13 protein-coding genes, 2 tRNA genes and 1 pseudogene are annotated in these 19539 nt (G+C 40.0%); 11 read left to right on the forward strand and 5 right to left on the reverse strand.

What is annotated here, in order from left to right; all coding sequences use genetic code 11:
• Positions 1-151 precede the first annotated feature (151 nt).
• Positions 152-2140, reverse strand: a complete 1989-nt coding sequence (locus ABDZ97_RS13660; RefSeq protein ID WP_343788734.1) for a S8 family serine peptidase — start codon at positions 2138-2140, stop codon at positions 152-154.
• A 251-nt stretch (positions 2141-2391) separates the two neighbouring features.
• Complete coding sequence (locus tag ABDZ97_RS13665) at positions 2392-3030, reverse strand: response regulator (protein WP_343788737.1); 639 nt, start codon at positions 3028-3030, stop codon at positions 2392-2394.
• Positions 3031-3246: 216 nt separating this feature from the next.
• Between ABDZ97_RS13665 and ABDZ97_RS13670 the strand changes: the two genes are divergently transcribed.
• Genes ABDZ97_RS13670 through ABDZ97_RS13680 form a run of 3 tightly spaced genes read left to right on the forward strand, consistent with a single transcriptional unit; the run spans position 3247 to position 8711 of the window.
• Positions 3247-5652, forward strand: coding sequence for a 3-hydroxyacyl-CoA dehydrogenase/enoyl-CoA hydratase family protein (locus tag ABDZ97_RS13670; RefSeq protein ID WP_343788740.1), 2406 nt, complete (start codon positions 3247-3249; stop codon positions 5650-5652).
• A 58-nt stretch (positions 5653-5710) separates the two neighbouring features.
• Positions 5711-6892 carry an acetyl-CoA C-acyltransferase gene (locus tag ABDZ97_RS13675; RefSeq protein WP_343788743.1) on the forward strand — a complete coding sequence of 394 codons (1182 nt, stop codon included), beginning with the start codon at positions 5711-5713 and terminating at the stop codon, positions 6890-6892.
• Positions 6893-6935: 43 nt separating this feature from the next.
• Positions 6936-8711, forward strand: coding sequence for an acyl-CoA dehydrogenase family protein (locus tag ABDZ97_RS13680; protein ID WP_343788746.1), 1776 nt, complete (start codon positions 6936-6938; stop codon positions 8709-8711).
• 26 nt (positions 8712-8737) lie between these two features.
• On the opposite strand, the gene ABDZ97_RS13685 is transcribed toward ABDZ97_RS13680, so the two are convergent.
• On the reverse strand, positions 8738-9688 hold the full coding sequence (locus tag ABDZ97_RS13685; RefSeq protein ID WP_343788749.1) for a PorP/SprF family type IX secretion system membrane protein: 951 nt from the start codon (positions 9686-9688) through the stop codon (positions 8738-8740).
• Positions 9689-9771: 83 nt separating this feature from the next.
• Here ABDZ97_RS13685 and ABDZ97_RS13690 point away from each other — a divergent pair, with 83 nt between their 5' ends.
• From ABDZ97_RS13690 to ABDZ97_RS13725, 8 genes and pseudogenes are all read left to right on the forward strand, one after another.
• Complete coding sequence (locus ABDZ97_RS13690; RefSeq protein ID WP_343788751.1) at positions 9772-10707, forward strand: sulfatase; 936 nt, start codon at positions 9772-9774, stop codon at positions 10705-10707.
• Positions 10708-10787: 80 nt separating this feature from the next.
• The gene (locus tag ABDZ97_RS13695; protein WP_343788754.1) at positions 10788-12422 is read left to right on the forward strand and encodes a DUF1800 domain-containing protein; all 1635 of its coding nucleotides are present in this window, start codon (positions 10788-10790) and stop codon (positions 12420-12422) included.
• 13 nt (positions 12423-12435) lie between these two features.
• Entirely contained in the window at positions 12436-13998 is a 1563-nt protein-coding gene (locus ABDZ97_RS13700) for a DUF1501 domain-containing protein (protein WP_343788757.1), read from the forward strand.
• 156 nt (positions 13999-14154) lie between these two features.
• Positions 14155-14227 (forward strand) — tRNA-Gly (locus ABDZ97_RS13705).
• A gap of 42 nt (positions 14228-14269) precedes the next feature.
• Positions 14270-14354: transfer RNA gene (locus ABDZ97_RS13710), tRNA-Leu, on the forward strand.
• Positions 14355-14518: 164 nt separating this feature from the next.
• Positions 14519-14626, forward strand: a pseudogene (locus ABDZ97_RS13715) (ATPase); the annotation flags it as partial.
• A 179-nt stretch (positions 14627-14805) separates the two neighbouring features.
• The gene (locus tag ABDZ97_RS13720) at positions 14806-15906 is read left to right on the forward strand and encodes a PDDEXK nuclease domain-containing protein (RefSeq protein WP_343788760.1); all 1101 of its coding nucleotides are present in this window, start codon (positions 14806-14808) and stop codon (positions 15904-15906) included.
• 122 nt (positions 15907-16028) lie between these two features.
• Positions 16029-16865: a protein NO VEIN domain-containing protein gene (locus ABDZ97_RS13725; RefSeq protein WP_343788763.1), complete on the forward strand. Its 837-nt coding sequence runs from the start codon at positions 16029-16031 to the stop codon at positions 16863-16865.
• A gap of 149 nt (positions 16866-17014) precedes the next feature.
• Here ABDZ97_RS13725 and ABDZ97_RS13730 read toward each other — a convergent pair whose 3' ends face one another.
• Together ABDZ97_RS13730 and ABDZ97_RS13735 are read right to left on the reverse strand one after the other, a co-directional pair.
• The gene (locus ABDZ97_RS13730) at positions 17015-17809 is read right to left on the reverse strand and encodes a LytR/AlgR family response regulator transcription factor (protein ID WP_343788766.1); all 795 of its coding nucleotides are present in this window, start codon (positions 17807-17809) and stop codon (positions 17015-17017) included.
• On the reverse strand, positions 17745-19484 hold the full coding sequence (locus ABDZ97_RS13735) for a histidine kinase (protein ID WP_343788769.1): 1740 nt from the start codon (positions 19482-19484) through the stop codon (positions 17745-17747). The genes ABDZ97_RS13730 and ABDZ97_RS13735 overlap by 65 nt, the downstream gene beginning before the upstream one ends.
• Positions 19485-19539: the final 55 nt, after the last annotated feature.

Genomic DNA, 19539 nt, shown 5'->3' on the forward strand with positions numbered 1-19539 from the left:
TAATTTACTAAAAAACAATTCAATTACAGAGTGACAAATCCGTGCAAATGTATTATTCTTGAAAACCTAAGTAAGCCACATTATTTTAATTTACACTTTTGTAAAACATTTGACAACAACACTTCATCACAATCTGATCAAAGGAGGTAGCTTAATCTACCACCCATTTAATTGTTTTTACTTCTTCAGTATCGAAAAGAACACGGATCATTTTCATACCTGACTTCTCAGAGTAAATCTGTTGCTGAGCACCCTCTGCCACATCAAAACTTTGCTCCAAAACTCCTGCTGCACTAAATACCTGAACTGATTTTGCACCTTCAGCAAGAACAAGCGTCCCCTGCCCATTCGAAGGATTTGGATACACATAAGCATCTTTATCGGAAGAAATAGATCCATAATCTACAGAAACAACTCCTCCAACGTTACGTTCCCCATTATTGTCCACCTGGATCAATCTGTAATATTGGATTCCTGAATTAGGATTAAAATCTGTTAATTCGTAAGAATTTGTCGTGTGAGAAGCTCCTGCAGCTTCACGGTAACCGATTACCTCCCACTCTTTTCCGTCAATTGATTTTTCAATATCGTAGTATGCACTATTATTTTCAGATTCTGTTTCCCAGTAAACCAAAATATCTTCTTTCTGCGCCTCTGCGTCAAAAGCTGTTAAAGTTACAGGTAAAGCCAAAAGTGAATCTGTATCTAAAAACTCATCTTCACTGATAAGGTGCTTCTTAGTAAATACACATCCGGTTTCATAAATTACATCCACTGTGTAAATACGCACCTGTTCTCCATTTGCAGAGCTATACGAATCAAAGGTATAGTCAAATGATGTAACCGGCAATTCAGACTCTACATTTACAAAGATAGCTCCGTTCGGATCAAGGTAGTGGTGATTAATTGTGTGTGAAATCCAGGTAGGATCGAAAGCTGCAGCTGTTTCAACTGCACCGGCAGCATCAAGACGTCCTGCTCCCAAAAGTCCTTCATATCCAGGATTAAGGCTATCCACGCTAACAGCTGTAGATTTCAAAATATACTCTACCTCGCAGTGATTCAACGCTTCGTTCACTTCTTTCATTAAACCAACTGTTCCACTTACAATCGGAGAGGCAAAGGAAGTTCCGTTTCCGGTTGTATAGACATTGTTTGCAATTGAAAGTGCCATATCATATCCGGGAGCAACAAGATCCACAGTTGCATTGTGCTGGTGTGTTGAAGAAGCATCTCCGATATAACGCTCATGGTTATCGTTTGGTCCGATACTAGACACTGAAATAACTCCATCATATGCAGCCGGATAAACTAGACTGGACGGATCTCCACATGTACCTCCGTTACCTGCTGCTGCAACAATAACACTTCCATTCTCAAGTACTTCATTAATCATATCCTGATAGTATGAACTATACACACATCCACCAGCCCAACTCACATTAATCACGTGAGCACCCGCATAAGAAGCATCAAGAATACTGTTATAACTCATTCCGTAAAGCAAAAGATCACAATCATAACCTATAGAACTTTTTCCAACACCGTTATTTGTGTTTCCTGCAGCTGTAATTGCCACTGCAGTCCCGTGATCATAATTCGGATTATACATCCCCGGCTGAATATAGGAGTACTTACCTGCTAACTCCTCGTGATTAAGATCGAAGTTTGAATCGGTAATAGCGATTTTGATTCTTCGGTTTCCTGTCGTAACATCCCATGCTTCTTTTGCATTAATTAAATCCAAAGCATAGTCTGTAGCAAAAGCAGCAGTATAATCATTGGTCTCGTGTAAAGGAGTAATCGCAGGAACCAATTCCGGCTGCTCGAAATAATCTTTGCGTTTTGCAACTTCAGCTAAAAGCGTATTTACATCACATGCGCATGAAATTTCTACTACAGACTGAAGCTCTTCTTTTTTAGAAGCAGGAAATGCCTGCTGTACAGACGTTACTGACAATTGGCTGAACAGCTGGTTAATCTCACGCTGTTCGAACCAGATTTTTCCATTCTCATTTTTAACAGTCTCCAACATTCGGTCTGACAAACGAGTCATTACTTTATTCTGCTGAGATTGACCAAAAAGAACAACCTGAATGATCAGGGAAATTATCGTGATTAAGTAGTGTGTTGTTTTCATAATGCCTTCCTTTTTTTCTTCAAAGGAATAGCGACATCACTGATTCTCAAAAGATTTAAACACCCTCAAAATCAAAATACAAAAGGTTGTTTATACCCCTCTACGTACTTCGGTTTTTCCCTCTAAGCATTTATGCGTACGACTAGGTAATTGTACGTAAAACGCACTCTGAAATACGAATAGAAAGTACCTGAGTAGATTTGACAGATAATTCTGTCTATTATAAATCGTAAAGAAAAAGATAAGACAGACTAGATATAGCCTTTATCTTTTGCATAGGCACTCAGCAATGCTGCATTTGCCAGGTTAAGTTTTTTCAGAATATTATGCCGGTGAGCATCTACGGTACGACGGGAGACAAACAACTTATCAGCGATCTGACGTGAAGTCAACCCCTGCGCAATCAATGTGGTAATTTCAATTTCCTTGGCAGTCAATTCTTTCTGACTACTGTCATCCCCTCCCGAAAGGTTATTGAAAAACTGTTTATCCTTAATCTCTTTACAAACATACGTATCCCCATCGTACACGGAGCGAATTGCTGCTTCCAGCTCTTCTTTTGTTGTGTTCTTCGAAAGATAACCTCTTGCTCCGTTCTGAAAGAAACGTTTAACAAACGCCATATCATCATGGATAGACAATCCAATAACTCTTGTTTTAGGAAGTTTATCATTCACGACTGCAGCCACATCAATTCCCGAACCACCTTTAATATTAATATCCATCAGAACAATATCGGGTCGCAGATTCAAAATCCCCTCTATTGCATCATCTGAATTATCCGAATTCCCCACCACTTCAAAATCATCAATCTGTTTTAACAAACTCACCCATGCATCTACAATAAGCTGGTGATCTTCAACAATGTAAATTGAAATAGTTGTGGCCATAATTCTGTTGTTGTGTATCTGCAAAAGTAGAAAAAAAAGTGAATAGAAATTGCAATTGTTAAATTCTTTATTTAACTATGCATACATAGTATTTTTTACTATATTAGCCGAACCACATTTAAGGCACGTTACATTTAACGTTTTGATTACTATGAACAAGCGAAAAAATATTAACTTAACAGCACAGTAGGAATAAAAGTAAAAACAGTATATATTATGAGTAGAAAAATCAATAAAGTAGCCGTACTCGGTTCCGGTGTTATGGGATCACGGATAGCGTGCCATTTTGCCAACATCGGTTGTGAAGTACTGTTGCTTGATATTGTTCCCCGCGAATTGAATGAAAAAGAAGCGAAAAGTGGATTAACACTGGAAGACAAAATCGTCAGAAACAGGATTGTAAATGATTCGCTGAAATTTGCACTGACATCCAATCCTTCTCCGATCTACAGAAAGTCTTTTGCTTCGCGTATTACGACCGGAAACTTTGATGACGACATGTCAAAAATAGCGGATTGCGACTGGACAATTGAAGTGGTTATTGAAAGACTGGATATTAAAAAGAGTGTATTCGAACAAGTTGAAAAATACAGAAAACCGGGTACATTGATCACATCCAACACATCCGGAATTCCGATACACCTTATGACCGAAGGAAGGTCTGATGACTTTAAGGCCAATTTCTTCGGAACGCACTTTTTCAACCCGCCTCGTTACTTACAACTTTTAGAAATTATCCCCACGCCACACACTTCTCAGGAAGCCCTTGATTTCATGATGGATTACGGACGTCGATTTCTGGGTAAAAAGACGGTTCTCTGTAAAGACACTCCGGCATTTATTGCCAATCGCATTGGGGTTTATTCAATTATGTCTTTATTCCATACTGTTCAGGAAATGGGACTTTCTGTCGAAGCTGTCGATAAACTTACAGGACCTGTTTTGGGACGACCTAAATCAGCAACATTCCGTACTTGTGATGTAGTCGGATTGGATACTCTGGTACTCGTTGCAAACGGAGTTCGTGAAAATTGCCCTGATGACGAAGCGAATGACGCTTTCCAATTGCCGGAATACATCACTAAAATGGTAGAAAACAAATGGCTTGGTTCAAAAACAAAACAGGGCTTTTATAAAAAGGTAAAAGGAGAAAACGGTAAATCAGAAATTCTCAGTCTGGATCTGAATACTCTTGAATACAAAGCGCAGGAGAAAGTGAAATTCCCGACACTCGAAATGGCAAAACCCATTGACGATCTGAAACAACGTATTAAAATGTTGTTCATGGGAATGGATAAAGCCGGGGAGTTTTACAGAAAAACATCGGCTGGACTATTTGCCTATGTTTCCAATCGGATTCCAGAAATTTCAGATGACTTGTACAAGATTGATGATGCTATGCGAGCCGGGTTCGGATGGGAACTGGGTCCATTTGAATTATGGGACACAGTCGGTTTGGAACAAGGTCTTAAACTGATTGGCGATGCTTCTAAAGAAGTTGCTCAATGGGTAAAAGATATGCAAGCCAAAGGCATTACATCCTTTTACAAAACGGAAAAAGGAAAACGCTACTATTATGATGTCACTTCAGGTGATTATGCCATTATTCCGGGAACGGAAGATATGGTTCTTTTAGATGTACTTCGCGAAGAAAATACAGTTTGGAAAAATGCTGATTCTACAATCGTGCACCTCGGAGACGGAATCCTGAACCTGGAATTCCACACCAAAATGAACACAATTGGCGGAGGTGTCATTGAAGGCATCAACAAAGCAATTGACCTTGCTGAAAATGAATACAAAGGCTTGGTAATCTCCAATACAGGACAAAACTTTTCTGCCGGAGCGAATGTAGGAATGATCTTTATGATGGCTGTAGAGCAGGATTATGATGAGCTTGATTTTGCTGTTCGTTCCTTTCAGAATACAATGATGCGTATCCGTTACTCAAAAGTACCGGTAGTAGTAGCTCCTCACAATATGGCATTAGGTGGTGGATGTGAAATGTCGATGCATGCCGACAAAGTAGTTGCTCATGCCGAACTATATATGGGACTGGTTGAATTTGGTGTCGGGCTGATCCCCGGTGGTGGTGGATCCAAAGAATTCGCTCAACGACTCAGTCAGGAGTTAAAAGATGGAGACATCCGTATTAACCGTTTGCGTCAACGATTCCTTACTATCGGACAGGCTCAGGTATCAACTTCTGCTTATGAAGCTTTTGACCTGGGATATCTGCGCGAAGGAACAGATGAAGTAGTCGTGAGTCGCGACTACCAATTAGCGCGTGCAAAAGAAGCATGTGAAGCACTCATAAATAAAGGATATACACCACCAAAACAAGAACGCGACATTACTGTTTTGGGAAGTGAAGGACTGGGAATCGTTTATGTGGGAGCCAACTCTATGTTGAGTGGTAATTACATTTCCGAACACGATTCATTAATCTCTGAAAAACTGGGATTTGTACTTTGTGGGGGAGATCTCTCCGAAATGACCCAAGTTAGTCCGCAATACCTGCTAGACCTCGAAAGAAAAGCATTCCTTGAACTTTGTAAGGAACGTAAAACACTGGAGCGTCTGGAAAGTCTTGTAAAATCTGGTAAAATTCTCAGAAATTAATCCGGATTCTATTGACTGGTAAAGGTAAGTTATTAATGAATTAAATGAATTTCAAGAAATGGAAAAAGCATATATAGTAACAGGATTTCGATCAGCTGTCGGTAAGGCAGGAAAAGGCGGGTTCCGATTTACACGCCCTGATGACATAGCCGCTTCGGTAATTCGTCATTTGATGGATTCTGTACCTCAACTCGATCCGACACGTGTGGATGATGTAATTGTCGGGAACGCAACTCCCGAAGCAGAACAAGGGCTCAACGTAGGACGTATGATCTCATTAATGTCACTTGACACAGACAAGGTTCCGGGAATGACAGTTAACCGGTATTGCGCTTCCGGTTTGGAGACCATTGCTATTGCTCAGGCTAAAATAGAAGCAGGAATGGCAAACTGTATTATTGCCGGAGGAGCCGAATCCATGTCTGTTATGGCAATGGGAGGATGGCGTATTGTTCCGAATCCAAAGGTCGGGAAGAAAAATCCGGATTGGTATTGGGGAATGGGACTTACAGCAGAAGCGGTTGCCAAGGAATATAAGGTATCCCGCGAAGAGCAGGATCATTTTGCGGTTCGATCGCATGAAAAAGCTTTAAGCGCAATTGCTGAGGGTAGATTTAAACAAGATATCGCCCCGGTTGAAGTAGAACATATCTTTCTGGATGAACAAGAAAAAAGACAGGTAAAATCCTATATTGTTGATACGGACGAAGGACCCCGCGCCGGAACAAATTTCGAAGCAGTATCACGATTAAGACCTGTATTTGCTGCGAATGGAACTGTAACAGCCGGTAACGCATCACAGACATCTGATGGAGCTGCATTTGTATTGGTAATGTCCGAAACCATGGTAAAAGAATTAAATCTGGAGCCGGTTGCGCAATTACTTTCTTACAAGGCTGTCGGAGTTCCTCCCCGAATTATGGGAATAGGACCTGTAGATGCTATCCCTGCCGCTGTTAAGGCTGCCGGACTGCAATTGAATGACATCAATCTGTTTGAATTAAATGAAGCGTTTGCTTCTCAATCATTAGCTGTCATCCGTGAAGCCGGATTAAACCCGGATATTGTTAATGTAAATGGAGGAGCCATTGCACTGGGACACCCACTCGGATGTACCGGAGCTAAATTAACGGTTCAGATTCTTAACGAACTCCGTCGACGCAATCAGAAATATGGTGTTGTAACCATGTGTGTCGGAACCGGACAGGGAGCAGCAGGAGTATTTGAATTGCTTCGTTAATCCTGATGAATAAATAGAGTGACCAATAGTAAAACCGATAAAAATGAAAGCTATAAAAGGAGGTGAATTCCTCATCAGAAAGACAAACCCGGAAGATATTTTCACACCGGAAGAATGGACAGAAGAACAAAATATGATCGCACAAATGTGTGATGACTTTATTCAAAAAGAAGTAGAACCTAATCTGGACGCTATTGACAAAATGGAAGAAGGATTGATGCAATCGATACTGGACAAAGCAGGAGAACTGGGGATGCTTGGTTTATCTGTTCCTGAAAGCCTGGGAGGTATGGGAGTCGATTTCAAAACTTCTCTTCTGGCTACCGAAGCGTTGGGAAAAGGACATTCTTTTTCTGTTGCTTTTGGAGCACACACCGGTATCGGAACGTTACCTATTCTTTATTATGGTACGGAAGAACAAAAAGCAAAGTACATCCCCAAATTAGCTTCGGGAGAGTGGAAAGCTTCTTATTGTCTTACTGAACCGGGATCAGGATCCGATGCTAATTCGGGAAAGACAAAAGCCGTGCTTTCTGAGGATGGAAAAAACTACATCATCAACGGACAAAAAATGTGGATCACCAATGGGGGCTTCGCTGATGTCTTTACTGTTTTTGCAAAAATTGACGAGGACGAAAAACTAACGGCATTTATTGTAGATGCACATTCCGAAGGCATCTCTCTGAATCCGGAAGAGAAGAAAATGGGGATCAAAGGTTCCTCTACCCGTCAGGTATTTTTTAACAATGTAAAAGTACCGGTTGAAAACATGCTTTCAGAGCGTCAAAACGGATTCAAAATCGCTTTGAACATTCTGAACATCGGGCGGATTAAATTAGCTGCCGGAGTTTTGGGTGGTGCCAAAGAAGCAGTAACTCTTTCTGTTAACTATGCGAACGAACGTGAGCAGTTCGGACGTCCGATCTCAAAATACGGGGCTATACGCTCAAAAATTGCGGAGCAGGTAATCCGTTGTTATATCACGGAATCTGCAACTTACCGTGCCGGACAAAATATTGACGACGCAATCGAACAACTCATTGCGGATGGAATGGAAAAAGGAAAAGCAACCCTGAAAGGAATTGAAGAGTTTGCAGCAGAATGCGCTTTACTAAAAGTTCTGGGGTCAGAAGCATTGGATTATGTAGTAGATGAAGGAGTTCAGATTCACGGAGGAATGGGATATTCGGCCGAATCCAATATTGAACGTGCTTATCGCGATTCCCGTATCAATCGTATTTTCGAAGGAACGAATGAAATCAACCGTATGTTAACGGTAGATATGATCCTGAAACGTGCGATGAAAGGCGAACTAGACCTTATGGGACCCGCTATGAAAGTAGCCGGAGAATTAATGTCTATCCCTGAAACTCCTGAAATTCCGGAGGGACCTCTCGCCAATGAACACCTGTATCTGGAGAACTTCAAAAAGACAATTCTTATGGTAGCCGGTTCTGCTGTTCAAAAGCTAATGACAACGCTTGCCAAAGAACAGGAAGTACTTATGGCCATTGCAGACATGTCTATGTGGACGTATGCTTCTGAATCAGCACTATTACGCGTTCAGAAAAAGATCGACAAAGAAGGAGCAGATGCCTGCGAAGAAGAAATCGCCATTGTAAAAACATACTTCGTAGATTCTGCCGACCGAATTAATAAATCAGCAAAAGATGCGCTCAATGCTTTTGCGGAAGGAGACGAACTTCGAATGATGTTGATGGGACTGAAACGTTTTACGAAAACAGAACCGTTTAATACCAAAGAAGCACGACAGAAAATTGCACTGAAAGCAATTGAAGCTAATAAATACTGTTTTTAACAGAATCAATCATAGCACATTGATTGTTAAAGTCCGTTTGTTTCATCCGAAACAGGCGGGCTTTTTACTTTTCCGGGTTTTTGAATCCGAAACGAAAGAGTCGCTTCTATGGTATGTCTGACAGAAGACAGCATATCATACAACGAATATTCATAAGCAGCTCCAATAAACAAACGATTCCACACCTGAACGCCTGCCCCTGCGCTAAGTGTTCTCCCTGAGAAACGATAACCTGCCTGCCACCAGAAACGATTAAAGTGCATCCCTTTCACAGCAACAAAAACAGACGTTTTTACCCAATCTGTCAGTAGAAAAGCCGTAGGAATCAAACTAAATTTATCCCCCAGATCAAAGGTATAATCGGCTATCAGATTCGTATAAAAACCTCTCCCCTTCTTAAACAATGTGTTCAGATGTTGACCTCCTACCCCAACGTTCAACTTTCTCCACTGGAAATACAAACCGAAATTGACACTTACCGTTGACGATTCAAACTGTACATAAGGATCATTTACCGTTTGCGGAACAACAAACTCTTTACTCAGCCCTCTTTTATACCAGAGAACTCCCAATCCGGGAGACAAGCTAGCTTCTTTTCCCAACGCAAAAGTGTACCTGTAATTCAAACCTATCTTATGATTAATACTAAACCCTATTTCATCACGCATAGCAACAATTCCTACCCCGGAATTAATCCGGTTTATATCCATCTCGTACTGAAATAAATATGTCCGGGGGTTCCCGGACCCAAACCCTATCCACTGATTGCGATATTGAGTGTGTACTAAATATTTATCCACTATAGCAGTAGCTCCCGGGTTAAAATAGCCCCGATTGCTTTCATTCAGACTGAAAACCGGCTCTTGCTGAGCCACAACCAAAAGGTTTGTACACAGAATAAATAAGAATCCAACCCCTTTTGCAAAGGTCGTTTGGAGAACAAAAACATTTTTCAATAACTTTTTGTAGTAGTTCATCTTCATCACGGTATGTCTCTAAAAAGGTTAAGTGCTAAAGATAGCTCAATATTTACGTATCTTTATCCAAAAATTTTTCACACATGAGAGCTTTTCTCACTTTTCTTTTCTCTTTCTCCCTCTTACTCTCTGATGCTCAAACCCTTCCTTCAGAAGGTTTTAAAACAGAACATGTGGTTATTCTTATTATCGATGGTCCGCGTTATTCGGAAACATTTGGGGATACTACCTGTACCAATATTCCCAATATTTGTAATCAACTAGCCCCTCAAGGGGTACTTTATACGAATTTTCGCGCCAATGCCCCGCGTACAACAACGAATGCAGGGCACACGGCTATTACCACAGGTGTGAATCAGCGTATTTCCAACGATGGAAAACAATTTCCAAAATATCCTTCCATGTTTCAATACCTCATGAAAGAAAAAGAGGTAGATAAAAACAAACTCTGGATTATTTCCAGCAAAGGGAAGCTATCTATTTTGGGTAATACCAAACATAAAAAGTGGAAAGACCTGTATACACCACATGTGTATTGCGGAAGAAATGGAAACGGAGCTGATTACACAAAAGATTCCCAAACGATGAAACAAGTTCATCACGTTTTGGAGACCTACTCTCCTACCCTTACACTTATTAACCTGCTGGCACCGGACTCCTGGGCACATGGAGGTAATTGGGAACGCTATATTCAATCCATTAAAGAATCGGATCAATACGCGATGAAAATATGGGATATGATTCAGAATAATCCGCAAATGAAAGACAAAACAACGTTAATCATTACAAATGATCACGGACGAAATGCCGATGGATACAAAGACGGGTTCATTTCACACGGAGCCAATACGGAAAGTAATCGGCACATTTTCCTGCTGGGCATCGGTCCTGACTTCAAAAAAGATGTCAAAAGCGATTTTCCGCGGGAACTTACTGATATTTCAGCCACAGTAGCCCGTTTACTTGGATTCAGCATCCCTACTTCACAAGGTTGTGTAATGAACGAATTATTCCGGTAGGAACTATTTTCAGCAATTATCCGTTCGTTTTTTGGGTGATGGATTAGTTTTCATATATTTAGAACTCAAAACCCAAGAATATGAACACGCAAACTACTATGCGTCCTATTCCGGAAAATGAAACGGGAGACGGCGAAGTTCTCTCGCTCATTCCTTATACCGGACCCTGGACAAAGGAAGAAGCTGCTCACTTATTACGCAGAACGTTATTCGGTCCTACGCGCCAGCAAATTCTGGACGCTGTGGCAAACGGAATGAACAATACGGTTGATACACTTCTTGCCCCCGTTACGGACACGCTTCCTCTCACGTTTTCTACTGACGACACAATTTCCAATGTCGGGGAAAGCTGGGTCAACGAATATATGCCCGCAGGAGATCAGCAACCGACCATTGTTGCCCGTTTCGCTTCTCTTTTCGGATGGATTTCTCAAAACCTGTTCGAACCCAATCTGAGCATTCGGGAAAAAATGACTTTGTTCTGGCAAAACCACTTTGCGGTTACGTATGATAATGAACCCAAAATGTCCTACGATTATATTCAGCTTTTGCGGGACAATTGTCTTGGGAATTTCCGCCAGTTAATCAAGGATATTACTATTGATTCCCAGATGTTGGTGTTTCTGAACGGAGCATCCAACAACCAGTTCAGCCCGAATGAAAACTATGCACGGGAGTTACTGGAGTTGTACACGATTGGAAAAGGACCTCAAATCGGAGAAGGAGATTATACCAATTATACAGAAGATGACATTGCAGAGATTGCGCGCATTCTTACGGGATGGGTTGTAGAAAATTACCTGTCACAATCAGGAAACCTTGTCGGCAGTAATTTTTACGCGATCCTCCATGATCCCGGCACCAAGCAATTATCCGAAAAATTCGGAAATGCCATCATTAATAATGCAGATGCCGGAGAATATAGTGCACTTATCGACATCATTTTTCAGCAGGACGAAGTTGCCCGTTTTATCTGCCGAAAGCTGTACCGGTGGTTTGTCAATTACGATTTAACTCCGGAAGTGAATGCCACGATCATTGAAGAAATGGCGACAGAACTGATCGCTAATAATTACGACATTGAACCGGTTATGTCACTTCTTTTGCGCAGTGAACATTTCTATTCAATTGCCTTACGGGGAACTATTATTAAAAACCCGGTGGAATATATGGTATCCATGTACACCACTTCCGGTTCACAAATGAATTTTGATCTGCCAACAACGTACCAGATGCACCTGATTTTCGGATGGATTTCTGAAAATATCGGAATGCACTACTTTGCTCCTCCTCAGGTTGCCGGGTGGACCGCATATTACCAGTCTCCCGGATTCAGCCAGATGTGGATCAATGCTGCAACCATAAAAAAACGTGTAGAATATACCTATTATGCTTTGTACAATGGGCTTGACGCAAATGGTCAGCAATTTCCCATTGATGTTTTAAATCTTCTGGATTCATTTGACTATCCGAACGATGATGTTGAAGTCATTAAAGAGCTTGAATTACTCTATTGTTGTAAACCACTTTCTGCAACACAACGTAACTTTCTTGCCAACCAATTAAACGGAGGTTTTGGTTCTTCGGTTTGGACTACAGCGTATGATACGTATGCAACTGATCCCTCAAATCAGTCCAATGCCAATGTTATCAAAAACCAGATGAGAGTTACCCTTCTCAACTTGTTTAAAATGCCTGAATTCCACATCATCTAAAAACTACGGAGCTATGAAAAGAAGAGATTTTGTTAAAACCACATCATTGGGTGCCATCGGAGTTCCGTTTGTTTTTCAGGGAGTTCAGATGAATACTGTACTAAAAAAGCTATTTAATTATTCAAAAAATGCAGAAGACCGTGTTCTGGTTCTCATTCGCCTGAACGGAGGAAATGACGGGCTGAATATGGTAATTCCCCTGGATAAGTATGACAACCTTGTTATCCAAAGAGAAAACATCCTGATTCCGCAAAATGACATCATCGGTCTGGGAACAGGTTATCTGGGGCTACACCCTTCTATGGGAGGAATGGCTTCGATGTTTGACCACGGGAAACTGTCCATTCTGCAAAATGTAGGATACGAACAACAAAACCGTTCCCATTTTAAGTCGATGGACATCTGGACATCCGGAAATATTGGCGGAAGTACGGATACGGGATGGCTCGGACGCTATTTTGACAGCTATAACCCGGACTATCCTGTCGGATATCCCAATGAGGATTATCCCCATCCGTTTGCAATCAGTATGGGGTATGAAGTTTCTACCACCTGCCAGGGAATTGTCAGTAATTACTCTCTGGCCGTACAGGATCCGACAAATAATGCTGATTTGGGAACCAATATTTCGAACCCCGAAAACAGTTATTACGGAAATCATCTCGCCTACATTGAAGGAATTATTAATCAGTCCAATGTATACGGAGGGCATATTTCTGATGCCGTAGCGGCAGGAAATTCATTATCGACGCTCTATGACGAAACCAGTGCACTGGCTGTTCATTTGCGGAATATTGCCAAAATGATCTCAGGAGGGTTAAAAACCAAGGTCTATATTTTGAATATGACCGGGTTTGATACGCACGACGGACAGGTTGTTCAGGATGATGTTGCAAACGGGGTTCATGCCCAGTTACTGAAAACACTTTCGGATGCCGTTGCCGCATTCCAGGACGATTTGGCTCTGTTAGGAATTGAAGAACGCGTATTGGGAATGACATTCTCTGAATTCGGACGACAAATTGCCTCCAATGCAAGTTTTGGTACCGATCACGGCGATGCTGCTCCTATGTTTGTCTTTGGATCCTGTATTGACAGCGCAGTTCATGGAGACAACCCGGACATCCCCGATCAGATTATCAATCAGAAAGGAATTGATGTTCAATATGATTTCCGTGACGTATATGCCTCCATTCTTCACGATTGGTTTCAGGTTGCCGAATCAGAGGTACAATTTTTATTTGAACACCAGGTAAACCTGATCCCTATTGCCCGATCCTGTAACGGTCCGGTTGGTATTGAAGAGGATATTTTAGTTCGTCAGGGAACGTACTGTTATCCGAATCCGTGTTCTGAGTTCACCACTATCGTGTTCACCTCTCAAAACGAGCAAGTTTCCTTGACACTTCTGGACATGAATGGAAGAGTTATCCGAAATGAGTTCAGTAAACAACTGGGAATAAACGAACATCATGTAAAAATAGAGGTCAATGACCTTCGTGCCGGGAACTACTTCTACCTGATCGAAAAAGCATCGGGTTCAGTAAAAGGTCGTTTCCAGAAAATAGGACGTTGATATTTTTCCGAAATTTTTTGTGGACAGCAACAAGAATTAAAAAAAATGCTATATTTGCACCCCGAACGAAATACGTTTGGGGTGTTGCTTTAACAACGTTAAACACACCTTTGAGTCTGAAACAAACGAGTTAGAAAGACTTTTGAAATACGACAAGCGAGAGTAGCTCAGTTGGTAGAGCACAACCTTGCCAAGGTTGGGGTCGCGGGTTCGAATCCCGTCTCCCGCTCATAGCGATACTATCTTGATTTATCGGTCCGATAAATCAAATGCTCGAGTGGTGGAATTGGTAGACACGCCGGACTTAAAATCCTGTGACCTTTTTGGTCGTGCGGGTTCAAGTCCCGCCTCGAGTACAATTTGGGAAACCAAATAAAATCAAAACCCTTTAAACTTCAGTGTTTAAAGGGTTTTTTCATTTTTACACATCTCGTAAAATTCAAAAAATAGCACCCAAGGTGGTAACCTATTCGGTAACCTCTGCTTTATAATTGCAATAGGCTACCGAGGCCCTCTGTATCATGCAACAGAACTCGAAAAACTCTATGGCAACCGGGTAAGATCACGAATGCGTAAACTATTCAATCTTATTGCTTTTGATAGTAAAGCAAAAGACAAGCGCAAATGAAATTAAAAAAACATTAATTCCTGTCGCAAATATTAACTAAATTTACGACAAACCCAGACCACTTTTATGCATGTAAAATCTTGAAGATAAAATTCAAAGAACAATAAGATCAAAGCAAAAAGGTATTTTACGCTTCACAGGTCATTTCCCAGCAAATTAACCTAAAAATTAACCATCAAATGAATAAAGAATATAGCAAATCAATAGCTTCTCTCAAAGAACATGTGCGCTTGTCGCAGCAGCAAGCAGTGCTGTCTGTGAATACCCGCCTTTTGTTTTTGTATTGGGAAATAGGCCATTTCATTAATGTACAAAAAAAACATCAGGGCTGGGGAACTGAGGTAATTAAGCAAATATCCAAAGACCTTACGACTGAATTTCCTGAAATAAAAGGCTTTTCTGTTCGTAACCTTAATTACATGGCAAAATTTGCCGATATATATAGCGTCCGAAAAGTGCAACCACCGGTTGCGCAAATAGAAAATGTGCGTACAGAGGAAGAGGAAGAGGAAGAAAAGGAAATTATGCAACCAGTGGTTGCACAAATTAATACGCCTCTGGACTGGAGTGGTTTTGCCAATACACACTTAGCCAAAATAAGTTGGTCACATCACATTGTATTGATGGATAAAACTACCAGTGAGGAAGAACGCAATTATTATTTGCAACGCACCATTGCCGAAGGTTGGTCTAAAAGAGTGTTGGCCCATAAAATTGAGCAAAAACTCTACGAAAGCCAGGGAAGTTTACCCAATAATTTTGATGACACCTTGCCGGAACCACAAAGCGAACTGGCCAAACAAACCCTTAAAGACAATTATCTATTCGACTTTCTTGGTCTTGGAGATGAAGCGCTGGAACGTGATGTGGAAAATGCCCTCCTCAAACAAATCACCAAATTTTTGTTGGAAATGGGGCAGGGATTTGCATTTATGGGACAACAGTATCACATGGAAGTGGGTGGGCAAGACTACTACCTGGATCTGCTTTTTTATCATACACAACTCAACTGCTATTTCATTATTGAATTAAAAATTGACGATTTCAAGCCTGAATATGCTGGCAAGCTGAATTTTTATCTGAATGCAGCAGATGACCTCTTAAAACAAGAATACCAAAACCCAACCATAGGTCTTTTACTCTGTAAAACAGCCAACAAAGTAATCGCTGAATACAGTCTGAAATACAACAACAAACCCATTGGAGTGGCTACCTATCAACTCTTGCCTAAAGAAGAAAAGTTTGTGGAATTACTTAGTAAAAAAGGGGATCATGAGTAATGATAATATACAATATATTGTACACTATTCTTTCACTAGAATGCAAGGCTGTATGATTCATGGGGAAACTGTGGAGTTTGATACACTGTTGAATGAAATAACAGAAAAATTGAAATAGGACAATGAGCGCTTGGTCTAACATAGAAGTTGAATTGGCAGTAGCAGATTATTTCACTATGCTTGCTAAAGAACTAGCCGGTCGGAACTATTCTAAGGCAGAGCATAGAAGAAACTTGTTGCCATTATTAAGCGGTCGGTCTGAAGGAGCTATCGAATTCAAACACCAAAACATCAGTGCTGTTCTAATTAATTTGGGGCAACCCTATATCAAAGGATATCTTCCTCGATTCAATTTTCAAAAAATATTAGAAGACAAAGTGATTGACTATCTGATTGGACATAAATCCATAGAGGAACAATTCAAACAATTTGCCGAAGGAGAAATTGATCAGCCAATTATAAAGAAAGATTTCGATAAACTGATAGTAGAAGCTCCTACGGGCACTCAACTTGTTGAAGAACCTGCTGCAGCGTATACCAGAAGCCCGATTAAAACAAATTACCTGGAAAAAGAACAACGCAACCGGAATTTGGGAATGCTTGGAGAAGAATATGTTATGGAATTTGAAAAGTGGCAACTCACAATTTCCGGAAAGCAAAATTTGGCAGATCAGGTCAGATGGATTTCAAAAGAGGAAGGGGATGGAACTGGCTTTGATATTCTGTCAAGAAACCCAAACGGATCGGATAAATATATAGAAGTGAAAACAACCAAATTGGGTAAAGAAACGCCGTTTTTCTTCTCTCGAAATGAACTTATGTTTTCACAGAATAAGCGCAGTGATTATCACCTATACCGATTATTCAATTTTAATACGAATGTAAAAATGTTTGTTAAGAATGGAAGCTTGGACACGATCTGCACCTCTATTCCCATGACGTTTAAAGGCTATTTCTAAAACAAAAAACCACGCTACTTCAAGACAAAAATTAGTGAATAAGTACTAAAGCACTTTTAAAGCTACCGTCAATTCACTAACAACACTCTCGTTAATGTTTGCAATTAAAACACAGAGAACATTTTGCACCAGCCTAATTAGTATTATTTCTAAAAATAAATTTCAGAAAATGCTTTATAACGCAAACGAGATATGGCTATAACTTCTCCATTTTTCATGACTACCGATTTACTCATTTTTTCCTTTTTTATGTGGTCGATTTCTGCCATATTTACTAAATATGATTTGTGAATCCGGAAAAAAGAAGAAGAGATCGAATTAATTTCCGTTTCAAAATTATTGAGCGTAGTCGAACTCAAAATGGGCTTGTTTTTTTCTGTAAAAAAGATGGATGTATAATTTCCATCACCTTTAAAATGAGAAATTTTTTCAACCGGAATTTTATAGGTAGCATCACTGTTGTTAACAATAATAATATTATTTAACCTTGTTTTTTCAGGCTTTAAGTCATCAGCAGATAAACGTTCTTTCAATCCTTCTAAATCTTCTACCCCAATTGGTTTCAGTAAATAATCGTAGGCTCCTTTTTTTATGGCTTTAATGGCAAATTGATGATAACCTGTTGTGAAAATAATTTTAAACGGAAAATTCAATTTATCGAGTAACGGAAGCAAATCGAAACCGGAAGTTTCCGCCCCTAAAACGACATCTAAAAAAATTAATTCCGGCTGATATTCTTTGATTAAAAAAGCTGCTTCGGTTAAATCCTTAGTACTTCCAATTATTTTAATTTCGTTCCCAAAAACGGCGGTTAATTGCCTGGAAAGAACATTAATAGCATCTTTTTCGTCATCAATTATAATAACCTGGATCATATCATTAGCTAAATAGAGGGAGTTGAAATGTGATTTTTGTTCCTGAATTTCCTTGAACTGCAATTCCATCCTCAATTAAAATTCCATTGCTCTTTTTGGAATAAATATAAATTCGTTTTTTTAATAATTCAATTCCAAATGAAGTATGTTCTCCCTTTTCCTGTTTCCTCTCGATTGATTTTTTTCTTCCTACTCCGTTATCAATTACGGTTACAACTATCGTATCTTGCTCTTTCTCTATTTTAAGTTGTACAAATCCCTCGTAATCAATAGTTGAAAAGCCATGCAGCAAACTATTTTCAATCAGCGGCTGAATAAGAAAGCCGGGAATTTTATAATCCAACAGTTCCTCCTCCACTTTAATTTCAAAATCAAAGTTTTTGTTACGCAGTTTTTCAAGGATCAGGAAATTTTTTAAAAACTCTACTTCTTTTCCAATATGGATAAGATTTTCCTGACTATTCTCTAATGTGAGGCGCATCAACCTGGAAAAATTCACCAAATATTTCTGCGCTTCTTCCGGCTCATTATTGCCAATAAAATTATGGATCGAGTTTAAGGAGTTAAAAAAGAAGTGCGGATTCATTTGCAATTGCAGGGCTTGCTTTTTGAGGTGACTAATTTCTTTTTCCGTTTTGCTTTTTCTTATTCTAAACAGCAGATAAACAAGGATGATTAAAGCGAGTACAGCTATTCCTGTATACAGTAGGTAATTTCTAAAAGTCAGGGCTTCAATTTCGCGTTGTTGAACGTCATTACTCAGTTGCATGATTTTCTTTTCTTTCTCAGAGGCTTTATACTTCGTGTCCATCTCAATGGTTTGTGCTTCCACTGATCGATCTCTCAGAATGCGATCTTTCGCCAATAAACTGTCTAAATAATAGGCTTTATCTTGCAGATGAGAGCGAATAATGTATTCGTACGCTTTATAAGTCACGGACACATCATTGTCTTGAATTGAACTGGTGAGGGCTTGTTCGGAGTAAAGCAAACCTTCTTCCCAATTTTCCTCCAGAATTTCAAGTTTTGATAAATACAGGTACAAGGTTGTTTTTTGATTTTCCCATTTAGGTGAAGACAAAATCACTTCTTGTGCCCGAGAAAGGTAATATCTGGCAGAATCATATTCCGCTAATTTGGTTTTAATATCACCGAGTTGAATGTAAGAAACCGGATGCCCCCAATACCCCAGTGAAAGCACTCCGTAATAATTGGCTGAATCAAGCTCTTCTAAATTCGTATAATCTCTAGAAATACTATAGTACGCCTGCCCCAACCCCCGCTTTTCTTCCGGTTGGTTTTTCAGCATATCGTTTAGGTTCTGTCGATCTGTTTTCAATGCCTCATCAAACTTTCCTAAAGCCATATAAATGGTTGAAAGCAAACCATAAACATTGTTTTTAGGCAGCTGGTGTGCTTCACAAATGGCTAATGTATTTTGAGCAGTCTCAATGCCTTCATCTAATCTACCTTGAGACAAGAGCAATTGTGAATGATACAAATTAAACCGTAATTGATTAGCCGGCAGCAGATGATCAAAATATTTTGCTTCAATCAGCTTGAATAAATCATCAATACCATCAAATTTACCGTGTTCAATATAGGCTATGTATAAGTAGGAAACGGCTAATGCTTCTGTAGGCAAATCCTCCTTGTCTTTGCAAAACAGAGCAACTTCTTTTACTTCATTAATCCTATCCTCAAACGAAGGGTTTGATCTGGTTTCAAGTAAGAGTGCGATCACCTCTACATTTTTAGTAGAGTCTGATAACTGTTCAAAATTTGGAATCAGCTCTTGC

The sequence above is a fragment of the Wandonia haliotis genome (assembly GCF_039523435.1).
Classification (GTDB): Bacteria; Bacteroidota; Bacteroidia; order Flavobacteriales_D; family Crocinitomicaceae; genus Wandonia; species Wandonia haliotis.

Excerpts from the sequence above, each read along its gene's own strand:
- ABDZ97_RS13685 (WP_343788749.1), bottom strand. The coding sequence starts at position 9,688 with ATGAACTACTACAAAAAGTTATTGAAAAATGTTTTTGTTCTCCAAACG.
- ABDZ97_RS13700 (WP_343788757.1), top strand. The coding sequence starts at position 12,436 with ATGAAAAGAAGAGATTTTGTTAAAACCACATCATTGGGTGCCATCGGA.
- ABDZ97_RS13720 (WP_343788760.1), top strand. The coding sequence starts at position 14,806 with ATGAATAAAGAATATAGCAAATCAATAGCTTCTCTCAAAGAACATGTG.
- ABDZ97_RS13725 (WP_343788763.1), top strand. The coding sequence starts at position 16,029 with ATGAGCGCTTGGTCTAACATAGAAGTTGAATTGGCAGTAGCAGATTAT.
- ABDZ97_RS13670 (WP_343788740.1), top strand. The coding sequence starts at position 3,247 with ATGAGTAGAAAAATCAATAAAGTAGCCGTACTCGGTTCCGGTGTTATG.
- ABDZ97_RS13660 (WP_343788734.1), bottom strand. The coding sequence starts at position 2,140 with ATGAAAACAACACACTACTTAATCACGATAATTTCCCTGATCATTCAG.
- ABDZ97_RS13690 (WP_343788751.1), top strand. The coding sequence starts at position 9,772 with ATGAGAGCTTTTCTCACTTTTCTTTTCTCTTTCTCCCTCTTACTCTCT.
- ABDZ97_RS13675 (WP_343788743.1), top strand. The coding sequence starts at position 5,711 with ATGGAAAAAGCATATATAGTAACAGGATTTCGATCAGCTGTCGGTAAG.
- ABDZ97_RS13730 (WP_343788766.1), bottom strand. The coding sequence starts at position 17,809 with ATGGAATTGCAGTTCAAGGAAATTCAGGAACAAAAATCACATTTCAAC.
- ABDZ97_RS13680 (WP_343788746.1), top strand. The coding sequence starts at position 6,936 with ATGAAAGCTATAAAAGGAGGTGAATTCCTCATCAGAAAGACAAACCCG.
- ABDZ97_RS13665 (WP_343788737.1), bottom strand. The coding sequence starts at position 3,030 with ATGGCCACAACTATTTCAATTTACATTGTTGAAGATCACCAGCTTATT.
- ABDZ97_RS13695 (WP_343788754.1), top strand. The coding sequence starts at position 10,788 with ATGAACACGCAAACTACTATGCGTCCTATTCCGGAAAATGAAACGGGA.